Raw genomic sequence first — 14,954 nt, forward strand, 5'->3', positions numbered from 1 at the left:
GGGGGGGGGGGGGCTGGCCCGGGAAGCGGTTGTCCCACCACCCCCCTTCCGCCCGGCCGCCCCCCCTCCGCGAACAATCCCCCTCCCACAGGGATTTGTGCGTGGCAAAAAACAGGTTGTTCAGCTTGCGTTCAGGTTTATGTCAATCATTGTCATGTGAGAATGGTTGTCATTATGTTACAACTTGTAACTTCTTCGAATGACTTAGTGGACACCGAATGCTCGTTCCCTTTCTGATCATGCTGCGCGAAGGCATTGAAGCCGCCCTGATCGTTGGCATCATCGCCAGCTACCTGCAACAGACCGGTCGTGGCCAGTGGATGCCGGCAGTGTGGATCGGCGTCTTCCTCGCCGCCGCTCTGGCGCTGCTGGTCGGCGGTGGCCTGGAACTGGTCAGCGCCGAATTCCCACAGAAACAGCAGGAGTTGTTTGAAGGCATTGTCGGACTCGTCGCGGTGGGCATTCTCAGTTCGATGGTGTTCTGGATGCGCAAGGTCGCGCGGTCGATCAAGCATTCGTTGCAGGCCTCGCTGGATCACGCTCTGACTTCGTCAAAACATCAGGTGATCGCGCTGATCGCCATGGTGTTCTTCGCCGTGGCTCGCGAAGGCCTGGAAACCGTGTTCTTCCTGCTCGCCGTGTTCCAGCAGAGCGAAGGCCCGGGCGCGCCGATCGGTGCCCTGCTCGGCCTGGTGCTGGCGATTGTTGTCGGCTTCCTGATCTACAGCGGCAGCATGCGCCTGAACCTGTCGGCGTTCTTCAAGTGGACCGGGTTGTTCATTCTGGTGGTCGCCGCCGGGATCCTCGCCAATTCGGTGCAAGCCCTGCATGAAGCCGGCGTGTGGAATCACCTGCAAACCGTGCTGTTCGACTTCAGCGCGACGCTGCCGATGGACGGCCCGCTGGGCTCGGTGCTGGCCGGCATGTTCGGTTATCAGGATGCGCCGACCGTCAGCACCCTCGGTGCGTACCTGATCTATCTGGTGCTGGCGCTGGTGATGTTTTTCTACCCCGCCGCGCCGGCCTCCAGTGCTGACGCAGCCGGCAAATCGTCTTCCGTTTCCAGCCAATAAGGGCCTCCATGTCAAAGCCTAATACTCCTCAGGCCTCCCCTCCCCGCGCCTTGCGCTGGGCGGTGGCCGGTTCGGTGGTCGTGATGATCGCCGCCGGTGGCCTGTTCTACTACGCCTCGAAAATGGCCGCGGCCAAGCGTCAGCACAACCATGACGAAGTCGTGGTCAACATCAACGCCCACAGCTGCGATCCGAACGAGCTGACGGTTCCTGCCGGCCGCGCCAGTTTCCGCATCGTCAACCGTTCTGACCGGGCGGTGGAGTGGGAAATCCTCGACGGCGTGCTGGTGATCGAAGAGCGCGAAAACATCGCGCCGGGCCTGAGCCAGGTGATCAACGCCAACCTGCAACCCGGCGACTACGCGATCACTTGCGGTCTGCTGAGCAATCCGCGTGGCGTACTGCACGTGACGCCGACGGCAGCCTCCGATGCTGCCGCCAAGGCCAAGCCATCGATGGTCGCCTTCGTCGGGCCGCTGTCGGAGTTCCGCGTGTATCTGGCGACGCAAGGCAGCGCGCTGATCAAAGCCGTGACCGCGCTGAATCAGGCAATTGCCGGCGGCGATCTGGCCCAGGCGCAGACGCTGTACCTGCCGGCGCGTGCCGCTTACCAGCGTCTGGCGCCTGCCGCGCAACGGCTGGCCGAACTGGACAACAGCATCAATGCCCGCGCCGATTACTTCGAAAAACGCGAACAGGATCCGGCCTTCGTCGGCTTCCACCGCGTCGAATATGCACTGTTCCAGCAACGCAGCCTCGACGGCTTGAACCCGGTCGCCGAGCGTCTGCTGGCCGACGTCACCACGCTCAAGCAACAGCTGCTGGCCCAATCGCTGCCGCCGGAGCAACTGGTGAGCATCGTGGTGCGCAATCTCAACACCCTGGCTGATGTGCGCGCCGCTAGCGGTGAAGAGGAACGCTACAGCCACGCCGACCTCAACGGCTTCGCCAACAACCTGGAAACCGCGCACAAAGTCGTCGAGCTGCTGCGGCCGATGCTGACCAAGTCAGCGCCGGATCTGCTGCCGAAAATCGACGCGGCGCTGAGTGATTTCGACAGCGTACTGAACAGCTTCAAGGTCAAGGACGGCTACGCCACTTACGACATGGTCAGTGGCGAACAACGCAAACAGATCGCCGACAAGGCTCAGGCCCTGGCTGACGCTCTGGATGGCATCGATCCCGCCCTCGGCCTTTCCGGCCTGTAAGCAGAAGACGAATACCGATGAAAGAATTGCAAAACCTCGATCTGCAACGTCGCCGCCTGTTGATGGGTATGGGTGTCGCCGGTGTTGCGCTGGCCGGTTCGGCCCTGAGCTGCCCGGCCATGGCGGCGGCCCCGGCGCAAGTCACCGAAGCGCCGAGCAGCGACAAGACCGAAGACCGCCACGATTTCCACGGCGTGCACCAGACCGGGATCGTCACCCCGCGTCCGGCGTCCGGCATGTTCGTGTCCTTCGACGTGCTGGCTAGCGATCGCGAAGACCTGGAGCGGCTGTTCCGTACCCTCAACGAGCGCATCGCGTTCCTGATGAAGGGCGGCCCGGTGGCGCAGATCGACCCGAAACTGCCGCCGCCGGATTCCGGCATTCTCGGCCCGGTGGTGACCCCGGACAACCTGACCATCACCGTCTCGGTAGGCGAATCGCTGTTCGACGAGCGCTTCGGTCTGGCCGCCGCCAAACCGAAGCGCCTGCAACGCATGGTCGGCTTCCCCAACGATGCACTGGAGGCCGATTGCTGCCACGGCGATCTGAGCCTGCAATTCTGCTCGAACACTGCCGACACCAACATTCACGCCTTGCGCGACATCGTCAAGAACCTGCCGGACCTGCTGCTGGTGCGCTGGAAACAGGAAGGCAGCGTGCCGCCACAAGCCCCGGCCAAACCGGGTGTGCCGGCGCAATCGGCGCGTAACTTTCTCGGTTTCCGCGACGGCTCGGCCAACCCCGATTCAAACGATGCCAAGGCCATGGACAAGATTGTCTGGGTGCAACCGGGCAGCGATGAGCCGGCGTGGGCGGCCCACGGCAGCTATCAAGCGGTGCGGATCATCCGCAATTTTGTCGAGCGCTGGGATCGTACGCCGTTGCAGGAACAGGAAAGCATCATCGGCAGGGTCAAGACCACTGGCGCACCGATGGGCGCGCAGCACGAGAGCGAAGTCCCGGATTACAGCAAAGACCCGGAAGGCAAACTGACCAAGCTCGACGCACACATTCGCCTGGCCAACCCGCGCACCGCCGCGAGCCAGGCCAACCTGATCCTGCGCCGGCCGTTCAACTACTCCAACGGCGTGAACAAGAACGGCCAGCTCGACATGGGCCTGCTGTTCATCTGCTACCAGGCCGATCTGGAAAAAGGCTTCATCACCGTGCAGACCCGGCTCAACGGCGAGCCGCTTGAGGAATACCTCAAACCGGTCGGCGGCGGTTACTTCTTCACCCTTCCGGGTGTGACCGGCGACAAGGATTTCATCGGTCGCTCGCTGCTCAACGCCACCCAACCCAAAACAGCTGCCTAACCATAAAAAACCTCGGAGCCGCTCCATGAAAAAGTCGCCACTCGCGTTACTGCTGACCCTCGGTTTGCTCAACACCCCGCTGTCGGCGTTCGCCGCGACGGCGCCACTGGATCTGGTCGGCCCGGTGTCGGACTACAAGATCTACGTCACCGAGCAACTGGATGAACTGGGCAGCCACACTAAACAATTCACCGATGCGGTGAAGAAAGGCGATCTGGCCACCGCGCAAAAGCTCTACGCGCCGACCCGCGTCTACTACGAGTCGATCGAGCCGATTGCCGAGCTGTTCAGTGACCTTGATGCGTCCATCGACTCGCGCGTCGACGACCACGAAAAAGGCGTGAAGGCTGAAGACTTCACCGGTTTTCACCGCATTGAATATTCGCTGTTCTCGGAGAAGACCACCGAAGGTCTGAGTGCTCTGGCGGACGAGCTCGACAGCGATGTGAAAGATCTGCAAACCCGCGTCGCTGGCCTGACCTTCCCGCCGGAGAAAGTCGTCGGTGGTGCTGCTGCCCTGCTGGAAGAGGTTGCCGCGACCAAGATCTCCGGTGAAGAAGACCGTTACAGTCACACTGATCTGTATGACTTCCAGGGCAACATCGACGGCGCGAAGAAAATCGTCGACCTGTTCCGTCCGCAGATCGAAAAACAGGACAAGGCGTTTGTTGCCAAAGTCGACAAGAACTTCGCAACCGTGGACAAGATCCTTGCCAAGTACAAGACCAAGGACGGTGGTTTCGAGACTTATGACAAGGTGAAGGACAACGATCGCAAGGCGCTGGTTGGCCCGGTCAATACCTTGGCGGAAGATCTGTCCACATTGCGTGGCAAGCTGGGTCTGAACTGATTGATGTAGAGGCCTTAAGTGCCCCATCGCGAGCAGGCTCACTCCTACAGTTGGAATGCATTCCCCTGTAGGAGTGAGCCTGCTCGCGATAGCGGTTTTAACCGCACCGAATAATCTGAAAGTTTACAAAATCCGGTAGAGCAACCGCTCGATCCGCACCCGGCTCACCCGCTTGAGAAACTTCGCCACCCCCGCCGGGTACTCCGGCAAGGTTTCCAGGTTCTGGAAGCTGGCAATCCGCGTGGTGTTGCGGAAGATCTCTTGCTGCTCCTTCGCCCGTGGCTCAAGCCACTCGCCTTGCGGATCATCGATCAGCAGCGCGTTTTCCAGGTCCAGACGAAACGCCCGTGGATTGAGGTTGTTGCCGGTCAGCAGCGTATAGCGCTGGTCGACCCACATGCCCTTGAGGTGATAGCTGTTGTCGCCGTCACGCCACAGATGCAGGTTCAACTGGCCGCTGTCGATGTTGCGCTGATGCCGCTTGGCAAAACGCCGCAGGCTGATTTCGTACAGATACGGCAGCGCCGCAATCACCTTGAACGGCTCGCTCGGCGGAATGTAGAAATCGTTGGCCGTCTTGTCGCCGACCACGATGTCGATCTTCACCCCACGGGCCAGTGCACGGTTGACCTCGCGGATGATCGGCAGCGGCAGGTTGAAGTACGGCGTGCAGATGGTCAGCTGCTGTTGCGCACTGGCGATCAGCTCGACAATCACCCGGTTCAACGGGTTGTTCTTGCCCACGCCCAGCAGCGGACTTACCGACAGGCCAGTGTGCGCCGTGCTGCCGGCGCTGGTGTCGTACGCCGCATATTTGAGTCGGCTGCGCAGGTCGCCGATGTCGTTGCGCAAGCTGCGGGTAGTCGGCAGGTTCGGCAGGTCGAGGCGATGCACAGCCTTGGATTCGATCAGGCCGTGCTTGACCAGGTGATGCATTGAATCCGCCAGTTCGCGGCTGTGCAGCACGTGGTAGCGGTCGAAACGGTACTTGTCGAACTTGTGCAGGTAGACGTTGTTCAGGCTCGCACCGCTGTAAACTACGTAATCGTCGATCACGAAGCCTTTCAGATGCAGGACGCCGAACAGTTCGCGGGTCTGCACCGGCACGCCGTAGACCGGCACTTCACTCTGATGGGTGCGGGTCATTTCCTGGTACCACGCCGAGTTGCCCGGCTGTTTGCCGGCACCGATCAACCCGCGCTGGGCGCGCAGCCAGTCAACCACCACGACGATCTCCAGCTCCGGGCGCTTGAGCTTGGCGGCGTGCAAGGCATCGAGGATTTCCTGACCGGCCTCGTCGTGCTGCAGATACAGCGCAACGATGTAGATGCGCCGGGTCGCCTCGGCGATTTTCTCCAGCAGGCAACGACGGAACTCGGCGGCGCCGGACAGAATGGTCACGGCCTCGGCAGTCAGCGGAAAGCTGCGCAGTTTGGGCAGCAAAGAGCGTTTGAAAAGCAACGGCATAGGGCTCGCAATGGGTCGAATCCGAAGAACCCGAGAGCTTACACCATCAACCGGTTCGGGTCTTGTTACTGTCTGTAATGCCCCCTTCGCGAGCAGGCTCGCTCCCACAATGGATCGCATTTCAAATGTGGGAGCGAGCCTGCTCGCGAAAGCAATCTGAAAATCAATGCTTGACCAAGGAGAACGATCGTTCTACTGTTGGCCACATGAACGAAATCACTGACACCTCGACCCGCGACATCATTCTGGATGTCACCGAAAAGTTGATCTACAAAAGTGGCATCGCGGCCACCGGCATGGATCTTCTGGTGAAAACCGCCGGCGTCTCCAGAAAAAGCATCTACCGCTACTTCGCCAACAAGGAGGAGCTGACCGTAGCCGCCCTGCAACGCCGCGACGTGCGCTGGATGCATTGGTACAGAAGTGCTGTCGATCAGGCCGAAACCCCGGCCGACCGCCTGCTCAACCTGTTTACCGTGCTCAAAAGCTGGTTCGCCTCGGAAGGCTTCCGTGGCTGTGCTTTCATCAATACCAGTGGCGAGACCGGTGATCCCGAAGACCCGGTGCGCCAGGTCGCCAAAGACCACAAACAGAAGCTGCTCGACTACCTGTGCGAGCTGTGTACCGAACATGGCGTCGAAGATCCGCAACGTCTGGCCAGACAATTGCTGATCCTGATTGACGGCGCCATTACCGTAGCGCTTGTGATGGGTGATCACAGTGCCGCTGATAATGCGCAATGCATGGCGCGTAAGTTATTGGACCTGTAACGCCTTAAATAAGCCTCAACCGTTGTTTAATCGTTAATTAGATCGGGAGACTGAAAATGTCGACTGCTGCCCAAGTGCGTCCGCCTTTACCGCCGTTCAACCGTGAATCGGCTATCGAAAAAGTACGTCTGGCCGAAGATGGCTGGAACTCCCGCGATCCCGAGAAGGTTTCGCTGGCCTACACCCTCGACACAAAATGGCGCAACCGCGCCGAGTTCGCCAACAACCGCGAAGAAGCCAAGGCGTTCCTGACCCGCAAATGGGCCAAGGAACTCGATTACCGTTTGATCAAGGAACTCTGGGCGTATTCGGACACGCGGATTGCCGTGCGCTACGCCTATGAATGGCGCGACGATTCGGGCAACTGGTTTCGTTCCTACGGCAATGAAAACTGGGAGTTCGATGAGCACGGCCTGATGTTCCAGCGCTATGCCTGCATCAACGACATGCCGATCAAGGAAAGCGAGCGCAAGTTCCATTGGCCGCTGGGGCGGCGTCCGGATGATCATCCGGGGCTTTCCGACCTGGGCCTCTAAGTTCACATAGTTCCAATTGTAGGAGTGAGCCTGCTCGCGATAGCGGTGTGTCAGTCAGCCTGAATATTGACTGTTCATACGCAATCGCGAGCAGGCTCACTCCTACAGGGTTTTGTGGTGTTCAGGCTACTGCGGCAGTCCTTTCAGCCTCCAGCTCTCGCACCAACGGCAACACCCGCTTGCCGAAATACTCCACCTCCTCCTGAAAGTGCAGAAACCCCGCCAACACCAGATCCACCCCCACCGCTTTCAGCGCCACAATCCGCTCGGCAATCTGCTGTGGCGTGCCGATCAGGTTGGTCTTGAAGCCGTCGTTGTACTGCACCAGATCCTCGAACGTCGATTTCGCCCAGTTGCCCTCACCCTCCGGTGATGCCCTGCCCGCTTGCTTCGCTGCGTCACCAAAGGCGTTAACCGCTTCCGGGTCAGCCTGGTCGATGATCTGCGCCAGTACCGCGCGCGCTTCTTCTTCAGTGTCGCGAGCGATGACAAAGGCGTTGACGCCGATCTTCACCGAATGCTTGTTCGCCGCCGCTTTGGCGCGGATGTCATCAACCTGCGCCTTGATTCCTTCGACGCTGTTGCCGTTGGTGAAATACCAGTCGGAGACTCGCGCCGCCATGTCTCGTGCCGCGCGGGAACTGCCGCCCTGGAAGATTTCCGGGCGGCCCAGCGGTTTCGGTTTGAGGCTGTAATTGTCGAAGCGGTAGAAATCGCCGCGAAAGCTGAAGTTATCCTGGCTCCAGATCCCGCGCAGCGAGCGGATGAATTCTTCGGAACGCCGGTAGCGCTCGTCGTGTTCCAGCCAATGTTCGCCGATGGCCTGGAATTCGCCCTTGAACCAACCGCTGACGATGTTCACCGCAATCCGGCCGTTGGTGAGTTGATCGATGGTCGCCAGTTGCTTGGCCGCCAGCGCCGGTTGCCAAGGCCCCGGTAGAATCGCCGCGATCACCTTGAGTTTGCTGGTAGCGGCCAGCAGCGCATGACTGAACGCCACCGACTCATGCTGGAACTCGGCACCGTAACCGGCGGTAAAGCGGATCTGCGTCAGGGCGTACTCGAACCCCGCCGCTTCGGCGAGTTGCGCCAGTTTGCGGTTGTAGTCGATGCCCCAGTCGGTGCGCTGCTCGATCTTGCTGACCACCAGGCCACCACTGACGTTCGGCACCCAGTAGGCGAATTTCACGGCTTGCTTGCTCATTGGCGTGTCCTCGGGACATTGGGAAGGTCAATGGGACAGAGCAGCAAGCGTGCCAGCGTCCAGAGGGCCGGTTTTATTGGGCTTGAGGCTGATGGAGTTGCATTGTTGGAGGGTGATTTGTTGTCGAGGTGTTGGGTGGGCAACAGTTGGGTTTTGAGTTGAAAGGGCTGACCCCATCGCGAGCAGGCTCACTCCTACAGGGGGAACGCATTTCAAATGTAGGAGTGAGCCTGCTCGCGATGAAGCTTTACGGGTCGCCGCAACAGTTGGATACAGGTAACATGACCGCCTTCCCCGCAGCCCTTCTGCGCCCTGCCGAATAAGCCGATTCCATGCCTTTCGAACTCAGCGTTGACCTCACCACCCTGGCCGTTCTGGCCCTTGTCGCTTTCATTGCCGGTTTCATCGACGCCATTGCCGGCGGCGGCGGTCTGTTGACCACCCCGGCGCTGCTCACTGCCGGCCTGCCACCGCACCTGGTGCTGGGCACCAACAAACTGAGTTCGACGTTCGGCTCGGCCACCGCCAGTTTCACCTTCTACCGACGCAAACTGTTCCACCCCCGGCAGTGGATGCACGCGATCGTCGGCACCCTGGTCGGCGCGCTCACCGGTGCCATCGTCGCGCACTACCTGCCGGCGGAATGGCTGAACAAGATGCTGCCGGTGATCGTCTTCGCCTGTGGCCTGTATCTGTTGTTCGGCGGCACGCCCAAAGCGCCGCTGGACAGCGACGCGCCGATCAAGAAGAAATGGCAATCGACCCAAGGCTTCAGCCTCGGTTTCTACGACGGCGTGGCCGGCCCTGGCACGGGTGCGTTCTGGACGGTCAGCAGCCTGCTGCTCTACCCGATCGACCTGGTCAAGGCCAGCGGTGTGGCGCGCAGCATGAACTTCGTCAGCAACATCGCGGCGCTGTCGGTGTTCGTGTTCTCCGGGCAAGTGGATTGGATCATCGGCCTGAGCATGGGCCTGTCGGTGATGGTCGGCGCATTCTTCGGGGCGCGCACCGCGATCAGCGGCGGCGCCAAGTTCATTCGTCCGGTGTTCATCACCGTGGTATTGGGTTTGACCGTGCGCCTAGCCTGGCAACACTGGTTCAGCGTGGCCTAAGCGGCGGGCCACGTAGACGTCGATCAGATAACGGGCAATCGATTTTGACGCCGGCAACGGCGGCAGATCGTGCACGTTGAACCACTGGGCGTCTTCGATCTCGTCTTCCTGACAGATGATCTCGCCACCCGCATATTCGGCATGGAAGCCGAGCATCATCGAATGCGGGAACGGCCAGCACTGGCTGCCCATGTACTGGATGTTCTTCACTTCGATGCTGACCTCCTCGCGCACCTCGCGAACCAGACAGTCCTCCGCCGACTCGCCCGGCTCGGCGAACCCGGCCAGCGTGCTGTAGACCCCGGTGACGAAACGCGGTGAACGCGCCAGCAGGATCTCGTCTCCGCGGGTGATCAGCACAATCATGCTCGGCGAAATGCGCGGATAACTGCGCAGGTCGCACGGCTGGCAATACATCGCTCGCTCGCGCGGCACCTGCGTCATCGCCTGCCCACAGTTGCCGCAGAAGCGATGTTCACGCGCCCAGGTGCCGATCTGCGCGGCATAGCCCAGCACCTTATAGACGGTGTGATCGCCTTCGAGCATGAACGCCCGCAGGCCTTTCCAGTTGCAGCCCGGCACGTCGCTGGAGCTGTGCAATTCCAGCAGATACACCGGCTCGCCATCGAGATGGCCGATGCCGTGTTCGGTGAGAATCGACAACTCCTGACGCTTGAGCCATTCCCGGGGGAACAGCGCTCCGTTGTCATCGAACAGAAAGCCATCGGGGCTGCGCGCCACGGCCCAGCCGCCGGGTTGATCGGTGTCCAGTACTGCAGTGGTCCAGCGAGCTGTCATGGTTTCTCAATCCAGAAATTCGGGTTTCTGTTTACTCATATGGGCGGCCATGGCCACGCACAAGTCGGTGGATTGCAACATGGCGGCGTTCCAGGTGGCAACGTATTCGAGGCCGTCGTCGATGCGATGGTCGCGCATGTAGCTGATCATTTCCTTGGTGCCGGTGACCGCGATTGGCGATTTGCTGGCGATCTCGCGAGCAATGTCCATCACGCCTTCGAGCAGCAGCTCCTTGTCAGCGTAAACGCGATTGACCAGACCGATGCTGCGCGCTTCATCTGCGCCGAAAGTGCGCCCGGTGTAAGCGAGTTCACGCAGCATGCCGTCACCGATGATCCGTGGCAACCGTTGCAACGTGCCAACATCGGCAGCCATGCCGATATCGATTTCCTTGATCGAGAATTGCGCGTCTTCGGCGGCGTAACGCATGTCGCAGGCGGCGATCAGGTCGATCGCACCGCCGAGGCAATAGCCTTGAATCGCCGCCAGTACCGGTTTGCGGCAGTTGTCGACGGCGTTGAACGAGGCTTGCAGGGTGAGGATCTTGCGCCGCAGCAGGCGCGCATTACGGCCGACGTCCTTGCCCAGTTCATTGGCGACGCCGGCGAGCATCATCAGGTCGATGCCCGAGGAAAAATGTTTGCCGTTACCGCTCAGCACCACCACCCGCACTTCATCGGTGTCATCGATCCACTGGAAAATCTCGACGATCTCGCTCCAGAACGCGGCGTTCATCGAGTTGATCTTTTCCGGGCGATTGATCTGCACATGCGCGATGTTGTCGGCCAGTTCGACGCTGAAGGCGGTGTATTGAGTCATGGCAGTGATCCTTTACCGGGCAGAAAATGAGGCCCGAACTATAACAAGGCATGACGATGGCGGTTCGGCCAAATGCGGGACTGGGTCGAGAGATGCAGTGTCAGGGCTGGCCTCTTCGCGAGCAAGCCCGCTCCCACAGGGTCAGGTTTGATCACAGACTTTGTGATCAAACCTGACCCTGTGGGAGCGTGGCTTGCCCGCGATAGGCTCACCGCCGATCTAGCTAACCTTCACTGCCACATAAGCCGCCGTCTCATAAGGCACCGTCAGCACATGCCGCCCCCGCAACGCCGGTTCCGAGGCAATCAACGCGCGAATCTGCTCATCAACCTTGTCGCGCTGCGCCTGCGGCAAGGCCGCAATGAAACTGGTGGAGCGCACCCGATTGAAAATCACGTCTTCCGGCGAGCCGGTGTGTCCGTGATGAAACTGCTGTAACTGCAACGCCCCGAACGCCGGATGCGGAAACACCTCGCGCCATTGACCGGTGTAATAACGTGGCGTATCACCTTCCAGAGCATTGACGATCGCGTCGAGTTTCGGCACCCAGCTGACTTGCGTATCGCGCAGGTTCCAGATCAACCCAAGCTTGCCGCCAGGCTTGAGCACGCGGGCGATTTCCGTCAGGGCTTCCGGCGTGGCGAACCAATGGAACGCCTGCGCGCAGACCACTGCATCCACCGACGCGTCAGGCAGTGGCAGATCGGTCGCGGTACCGCTCACCGCCAACACCTGCGGCCAGGCCGCGGCAAGTTTTTCCAGCATCTGCGCCACCGGTTCCACAGCGATCACCTGTGCATCGGTCGCCACCAGCCGGCCGGTGAACTTGCCGGTACCGGCACCCAGATCGATGACAGTCTTGTGACTATCCAGACCCAACGTCTGGGTCAGCCACTGACTGACCTGCGGCGGGTAGTCCGGGCGGCCCTTGATGTAGGTGTCAGCGGCAGTCTTGTAGCCGGCAGCAGCGGAGTGATGGACCTGATCTTTCATGGCAGTTCCTCGTGTGTCAGCGCCGGGGCATGGCAAAGCGCTGGATGGACGGCAGGCGTAGCCGAGCATAACGCCGCGATTTGCGCGTACCTTGAACAGAGCCTGACAAAGCAATGAATAAAATGCCGGGCTGTGGTGTTCAAAGTGAAACATAACCCTCTGTGGAGCCTTGCCCATGACTATCCGTTCCGTTATGTTCGCCGCCCCGTTGCTGCTGGTCACCGTGTTGTCCGCATCGATGGCGTTTGCCAACGGTGATGAAAGCGCGCCCGTGCAGAAGCCCAACTGCCCCAAAGGCCAGGTCTGGGACAGCAAATCACAGAAATGTGTGCTGCAGACCAGCAGCGCCGTACGGGATGCCGATCGCACCGACTATGCCTACCGATTGGCCAAGGACGGTCGCTACGAAGAGGCCCTGGCCCTGCTCGACACCCTGCAACAACCGAACACCGCCAAAGCCCTCAACTATCGCGGTTACGCCACGCGAAAACTGGGGCGTACCGATGAAGGCATCGGCTATTACCTGCAATCGGTGAAACTCGATCCGCAGTACGCGCAAGTGCGTGAATACCTCGGCGAAGCCTATGTGATCAAAGGCCGCGTCGACCTGGCGCAGGAGCAATTGCAGCAGATCAAATCGATTTGCGGCACCGCCTGCGAGGAATACCAGGACCTGGCTGAAGCCATCAACGATTCATCGAAAACCTGACATAGATAAAGGAACGCCATCATCGTCAGCGATCAGGCATTCAGAGCGGAACTCGGACAGCATCTGGCGCGGCTGTGGCGCTACGGCCTGCTGCTGTCGCGCAATCATCACGTGGCCGAGGATCTGGTGCAGGCCACGTGTGTGCGGGCGCTGGAACGTGCCGGCCAATATGTGGCCGGCACGCGCATGGATCGCTGGTTGCTGAGCATCCTGCATTCGATCTGGCTCAACGAAGTGCGCGCCCGCCGGGTGCGTCAGGGCGCCGGTCAGGTCGATGCCGACGCGCAATTGGCCTTCGATGGCGAATACGCCGCGCAGACTCATGTGATGGCGGCGCAAGTGATTCGCCGGGTCGATGCGTTGCCGGAGACCCAACGCGAAACCGTGTACCTGGCCTATGTCGAAGGCCTGTCCTACCGCGAAGTCGCCGAGATCCTGCAAGTGCCGATCGGCACGGTGATGAGCCGTCTGGCCACCGCGCGACTGAAACTGGCTGAATATCCGCCCCTGCAAGCCGTGCCGAAAACCACCGGAGGTGACCACCCATGAACAGGCCCTCCGACGAACAACTGGTGGCCTACCTCGATGACGAGCTGGACCCCGCGTATCGCAGCCAGCTCGACAGCGCGATTGCCGACGACCCGTTGCTCAGCCTGCGCGTGCAATGGTTCGAACGCAGCAGCCTGCCGTACAAGGATGCCTATGACGAACTGGCGCAACAGGCACCGCTGGAACGTTTGCAGGCGCGCCTCGATGCCATCCCCGCCCCTCAGCAGCCAGGCCTGAGCCGACGCTGGTTCATCGGTGCGGTCGCCGCGAGTCTGCTGGCGGGCGGCGTGTTGGCCGATCGCCTGTTTCTCGCCTGGCAAACGCAGCAAACGCATAACTGGCGCGCCCTGGTGGGCGACTACATGGCACTGTATGTGCCGCAAACCCTCGATCACCTGCCCAGTGACGAAGCCAGCCAGCGATCGCAACTGCGTGCGGTAGATGCACGCTTGGGGCTGAGTCTGTCGCCGGCACTGGTGAAGTTGCCGGGCGCCGAACTCAAGCGTGCACAAATGCTCGAGTACGACGGTGTGCCGATTGCGCAACTGACCTATCTCGATGCGAAACACGGGCCGCTGGCCTTGTGCGTGACTCGCTCCAACAGTGGCAGCCAGCCTTTGGCGCACGAACGGCGCCACGAAATGAACGTGGTGTACTGGACCGAAGGTGAGCATGCGTGGATGTTGATCGGGCACAACCCGGCGCCGGCGCTGGAAGACCTGGCAAAACACCTGGTCGACAAGCTGGGCGCGTGAGTGCCGCTCCACTATGCTGAGCGGGTGATTATCCAAGGAGGAAGCCCCGATGCAGATTTCACCCCGCACCGCCCTGCTGGTCATTGACGTGCAGAACGACTTCATCCCCGGCGGCCAGTTGGCCGTGCCCGAAGGCGATCAGATCGTGCCGCTGATCAATCGCCTCGGTGGCCTGTTCAAACAGGTGGTGATTGCCCAGGACTGGCACCCGAGCGGCCACGCGTCCTTTGCCTCAAGCCACCCCGGACACCAGCCTTACGAGGTAATTCAGTTGCCCTACGGCGAGCAGGTACTCTGGCCGGAGCATTGTGTGCAAGGCACTGCCGGCGCCGAGTTTCACCCCGAGCTGAACCTGCCGCACGCGCAACTGATCATCCGCAAGGGCTGTAATCCGGACATCGACAGCTATTCGGCGTTTCTCGAAGCGGACCGGCGCACCACCACCGGTCTGGCCGGTTATCTGAAGGAGCGCGGTATCGACACGGTGTACATGGTCGGTCTGGCATTGGATTTCTGCGTGATGTTTTCTGCGCTGGATGCACGGGCGGCGGGGTTCAACGCGTTCGTGGTGCTGGATGCCTGTCGTGCCATTGACAGGGATGGGTCACTGGCAGCGGCGATGGAGCGGATGCAGACGGCCGGGGTTGGCTTGATTCAGTCGAACCAACTGATCTGACCAACAGAAACCCCCTGTGGGAGCGGGCTTGCTCGCGAAAGCGGTGTGTCAGATTAATTTATGTCGACTGAAGGAAGTCAACTTTGTAATTCAACTCCTTGGCTCATCGAATGCTATTG

The 14,954-nt window shown here is 60.6% G+C and carries 16 protein-coding genes; 11 read left to right on the forward strand and 5 right to left on the reverse strand.

Annotated elements, in window-relative coordinates:
* Positions 1-218 precede the first annotated feature (218 nt).
* From efeU to efeO (LVD08_RS05045), 4 genes are read left to right on the forward strand one after another with little or no spacing between them, the layout of a single operon-like run.
* Entirely contained in the window at positions 219-1,073 is an 855-nt protein-coding gene (gene efeU, locus LVD08_RS05030) for an iron uptake transporter permease EfeU (protein WP_027611967.1), read from the forward strand.
* Between the two features lie 8 nt (positions 1,074-1,081).
* Complete coding sequence (gene efeO / locus LVD08_RS05035; RefSeq protein WP_247267617.1) at positions 1,082-2,281, forward strand: iron uptake system protein EfeO; 1,200 nt, start codon at positions 1,082-1,084, stop codon at positions 2,279-2,281.
* A 17-nt stretch (positions 2,282-2,298) separates the two neighbouring features.
* Positions 2,299-3,597: an iron uptake transporter deferrochelatase/peroxidase subunit gene (efeB, locus tag LVD08_RS05040; RefSeq protein WP_247267618.1), complete on the forward strand. Its 1,299-nt coding sequence runs from the start codon at positions 2,299-2,301 to the stop codon at positions 3,595-3,597.
* 25 nt (positions 3,598-3,622) lie between these two features.
* Positions 3,623-4,447: an iron uptake system protein EfeO gene (gene efeO, locus LVD08_RS05045; RefSeq protein ID WP_247267619.1), complete on the forward strand. Its 825-nt coding sequence runs from the start codon at positions 3,623-3,625 to the stop codon at positions 4,445-4,447.
* A gap of 123 nt (positions 4,448-4,570) precedes the next feature.
* On the opposite strand, the gene pssA is transcribed toward efeO (LVD08_RS05045), so the two are convergent.
* Entirely contained in the window at positions 4,571-5,914 is a 1,344-nt protein-coding gene (gene pssA / locus LVD08_RS05050; protein ID WP_135295766.1) for a CDP-diacylglycerol--serine O-phosphatidyltransferase, read from the reverse strand.
* Between the two features lie 206 nt (positions 5,915-6,120).
* Between pssA and LVD08_RS05055 the strand changes: the two genes are divergently transcribed.
* Together LVD08_RS05055 and LVD08_RS05060 are read left to right on the forward strand one after the other, a co-directional pair.
* Positions 6,121-6,684 carry a TetR/AcrR family transcriptional regulator gene (locus LVD08_RS05055; RefSeq protein WP_096796073.1) on the forward strand — a complete coding sequence of 188 codons (564 nt, stop codon included), beginning with the start codon at positions 6,121-6,123 and terminating at the stop codon, positions 6,682-6,684.
* A 56-nt stretch (positions 6,685-6,740) separates the two neighbouring features.
* The gene (locus LVD08_RS05060) at positions 6,741-7,220 is read left to right on the forward strand and encodes a nuclear transport factor 2 family protein (protein ID WP_007963424.1); all 480 of its coding nucleotides are present in this window, start codon (positions 6,741-6,743) and stop codon (positions 7,218-7,220) included.
* Positions 7,221-7,341: 121 nt separating this feature from the next.
* Here LVD08_RS05060 and sfnG read toward each other — a convergent pair whose 3' ends face one another.
* Positions 7,342-8,424, reverse strand: a complete 1,083-nt coding sequence (sfnG, locus tag LVD08_RS05065; protein ID WP_247267620.1) for a dimethylsulfone monooxygenase SfnG — start codon at positions 8,422-8,424, stop codon at positions 7,342-7,344.
* 332 nt (positions 8,425-8,756) lie between these two features.
* On the opposite strand from sfnG, the gene LVD08_RS05070 reads away from it, so the two are divergent.
* Complete coding sequence (locus LVD08_RS05070; RefSeq protein ID WP_027611974.1) at positions 8,757-9,536, forward strand: TSUP family transporter; 780 nt, start codon at positions 8,757-8,759, stop codon at positions 9,534-9,536.
* Here LVD08_RS05070 and nudC read toward each other — a convergent pair.
* The 3 genes from nudC to LVD08_RS05085 form a co-directional block, all read right to left on the reverse strand.
* Positions 9,504-10,334 (reverse strand): NAD(+) diphosphatase, encoded by an 831-nt coding sequence (gene nudC / locus LVD08_RS05075; RefSeq protein ID WP_247267621.1) that lies wholly within the window; start codon positions 10,332-10,334, stop codon positions 9,504-9,506. The genes LVD08_RS05070 and nudC overlap by 33 nt on opposite strands.
* A gap of 6 nt (positions 10,335-10,340) precedes the next feature.
* Positions 10,341-11,153, reverse strand: a complete 813-nt coding sequence (locus LVD08_RS05080; RefSeq protein WP_247267622.1) for a crotonase/enoyl-CoA hydratase family protein — start codon at positions 11,151-11,153, stop codon at positions 10,341-10,343.
* Between the two features lie 219 nt (positions 11,154-11,372).
* Entirely contained in the window at positions 11,373-12,146 is a 774-nt protein-coding gene (locus tag LVD08_RS05085; protein WP_247267623.1) for a class I SAM-dependent methyltransferase, read from the reverse strand.
* 175 nt (positions 12,147-12,321) lie between these two features.
* Here LVD08_RS05085 and LVD08_RS05090 point away from each other — a divergent pair, with 175 nt between their 5' ends.
* The 4 genes from LVD08_RS05090 (at position 12,322) to pncA (ending at position 14,835) form a co-directional block, all read left to right on the forward strand.
* Positions 12,322-12,855 (forward strand): tetratricopeptide repeat protein, encoded by a 534-nt coding sequence (locus LVD08_RS05090; protein WP_027611978.1) that lies wholly within the window; start codon positions 12,322-12,324, stop codon positions 12,853-12,855.
* A 63-nt stretch (positions 12,856-12,918) separates the two neighbouring features.
* Positions 12,919-13,404, forward strand: coding sequence for a sigma-70 family RNA polymerase sigma factor (locus LVD08_RS05095; protein ID WP_223007518.1), 486 nt, complete (start codon positions 12,919-12,921; stop codon positions 13,402-13,404).
* Positions 13,401-14,159, forward strand: coding sequence for an anti-sigma factor family protein (locus LVD08_RS05100; protein WP_247267625.1), 759 nt, complete (start codon positions 13,401-13,403; stop codon positions 14,157-14,159). Before LVD08_RS05095 ends, LVD08_RS05100 begins: the two co-directional genes overlap by 4 nt.
* Positions 14,160-14,208: 49 nt before the next feature.
* On the forward strand, positions 14,209-14,835 hold the full coding sequence (gene pncA, locus LVD08_RS05105; protein WP_098963969.1) for a bifunctional nicotinamidase/pyrazinamidase: 627 nt from the start codon (positions 14,209-14,211) through the stop codon (positions 14,833-14,835).
* Positions 14,836-14,954 lie beyond the last annotated feature (119 nt).

This window comes from Pseudomonas sp. YL2, assembly GCF_023063025.1.
Classification (GTDB): domain Bacteria; phylum Pseudomonadota; class Gammaproteobacteria; order Pseudomonadales; family Pseudomonadaceae; genus Aquipseudomonas; species Aquipseudomonas putida_A.

What these genes read in the sequence shown, in the direction of transcription:
- pssA (WP_135295766.1), bottom strand. Translation starts at nt 5,914, where the DNA reads ATGCCGTTGCTTTTCAAACGCTCTTTGCTGCCCAAACTGCGCAGCTTT.
- efeO (WP_247267619.1), top strand. Translation starts at nt 3,623, where the DNA reads ATGAAAAAGTCGCCACTCGCGTTACTGCTGACCCTCGGTTTGCTCAAC.
- LVD08_RS05080 (WP_247267622.1), bottom strand. Translation starts at nt 11,153, where the DNA reads ATGACTCAATACACCGCCTTCAGCGTCGAACTGGCCGACAACATCGCG.
- LVD08_RS05085 (WP_247267623.1), bottom strand. Translation starts at nt 12,146, where the DNA reads ATGAAAGATCAGGTCCATCACTCCGCTGCTGCCGGCTACAAGACTGCC.
- efeO (WP_247267617.1), top strand. Translation starts at nt 1,082, where the DNA reads ATGTCAAAGCCTAATACTCCTCAGGCCTCCCCTCCCCGCGCCTTGCGC.
- efeB (WP_247267618.1), top strand. Translation starts at nt 2,299, where the DNA reads ATGAAAGAATTGCAAAACCTCGATCTGCAACGTCGCCGCCTGTTGATG.
- LVD08_RS05055 (WP_096796073.1), top strand. Translation starts at nt 6,121, where the DNA reads ATGAACGAAATCACTGACACCTCGACCCGCGACATCATTCTGGATGTC.
- nudC (WP_247267621.1), bottom strand. Translation starts at nt 10,334, where the DNA reads ATGACAGCTCGCTGGACCACTGCAGTACTGGACACCGATCAACCCGGC.
- LVD08_RS05060 (WP_007963424.1), top strand. Translation starts at nt 6,741, where the DNA reads ATGTCGACTGCTGCCCAAGTGCGTCCGCCTTTACCGCCGTTCAACCGT.
- pncA (WP_098963969.1), top strand. Translation starts at nt 14,209, where the DNA reads ATGCAGATTTCACCCCGCACCGCCCTGCTGGTCATTGACGTGCAGAAC.
- efeU (WP_027611967.1), top strand. Translation starts at nt 219, where the DNA reads ATGCTCGTTCCCTTTCTGATCATGCTGCGCGAAGGCATTGAAGCCGCC.
- sfnG (WP_247267620.1), bottom strand. Translation starts at nt 8,424, where the DNA reads ATGAGCAAGCAAGCCGTGAAATTCGCCTACTGGGTGCCGAACGTCAGT.
- LVD08_RS05090 (WP_027611978.1), top strand. Translation starts at nt 12,322, where the DNA reads ATGACTATCCGTTCCGTTATGTTCGCCGCCCCGTTGCTGCTGGTCACC.
- LVD08_RS05100 (WP_247267625.1), top strand. Translation starts at nt 13,401, where the DNA reads ATGAACAGGCCCTCCGACGAACAACTGGTGGCCTACCTCGATGACGAG.
- LVD08_RS05070 (WP_027611974.1), top strand. Translation starts at nt 8,757, where the DNA reads ATGCCTTTCGAACTCAGCGTTGACCTCACCACCCTGGCCGTTCTGGCC.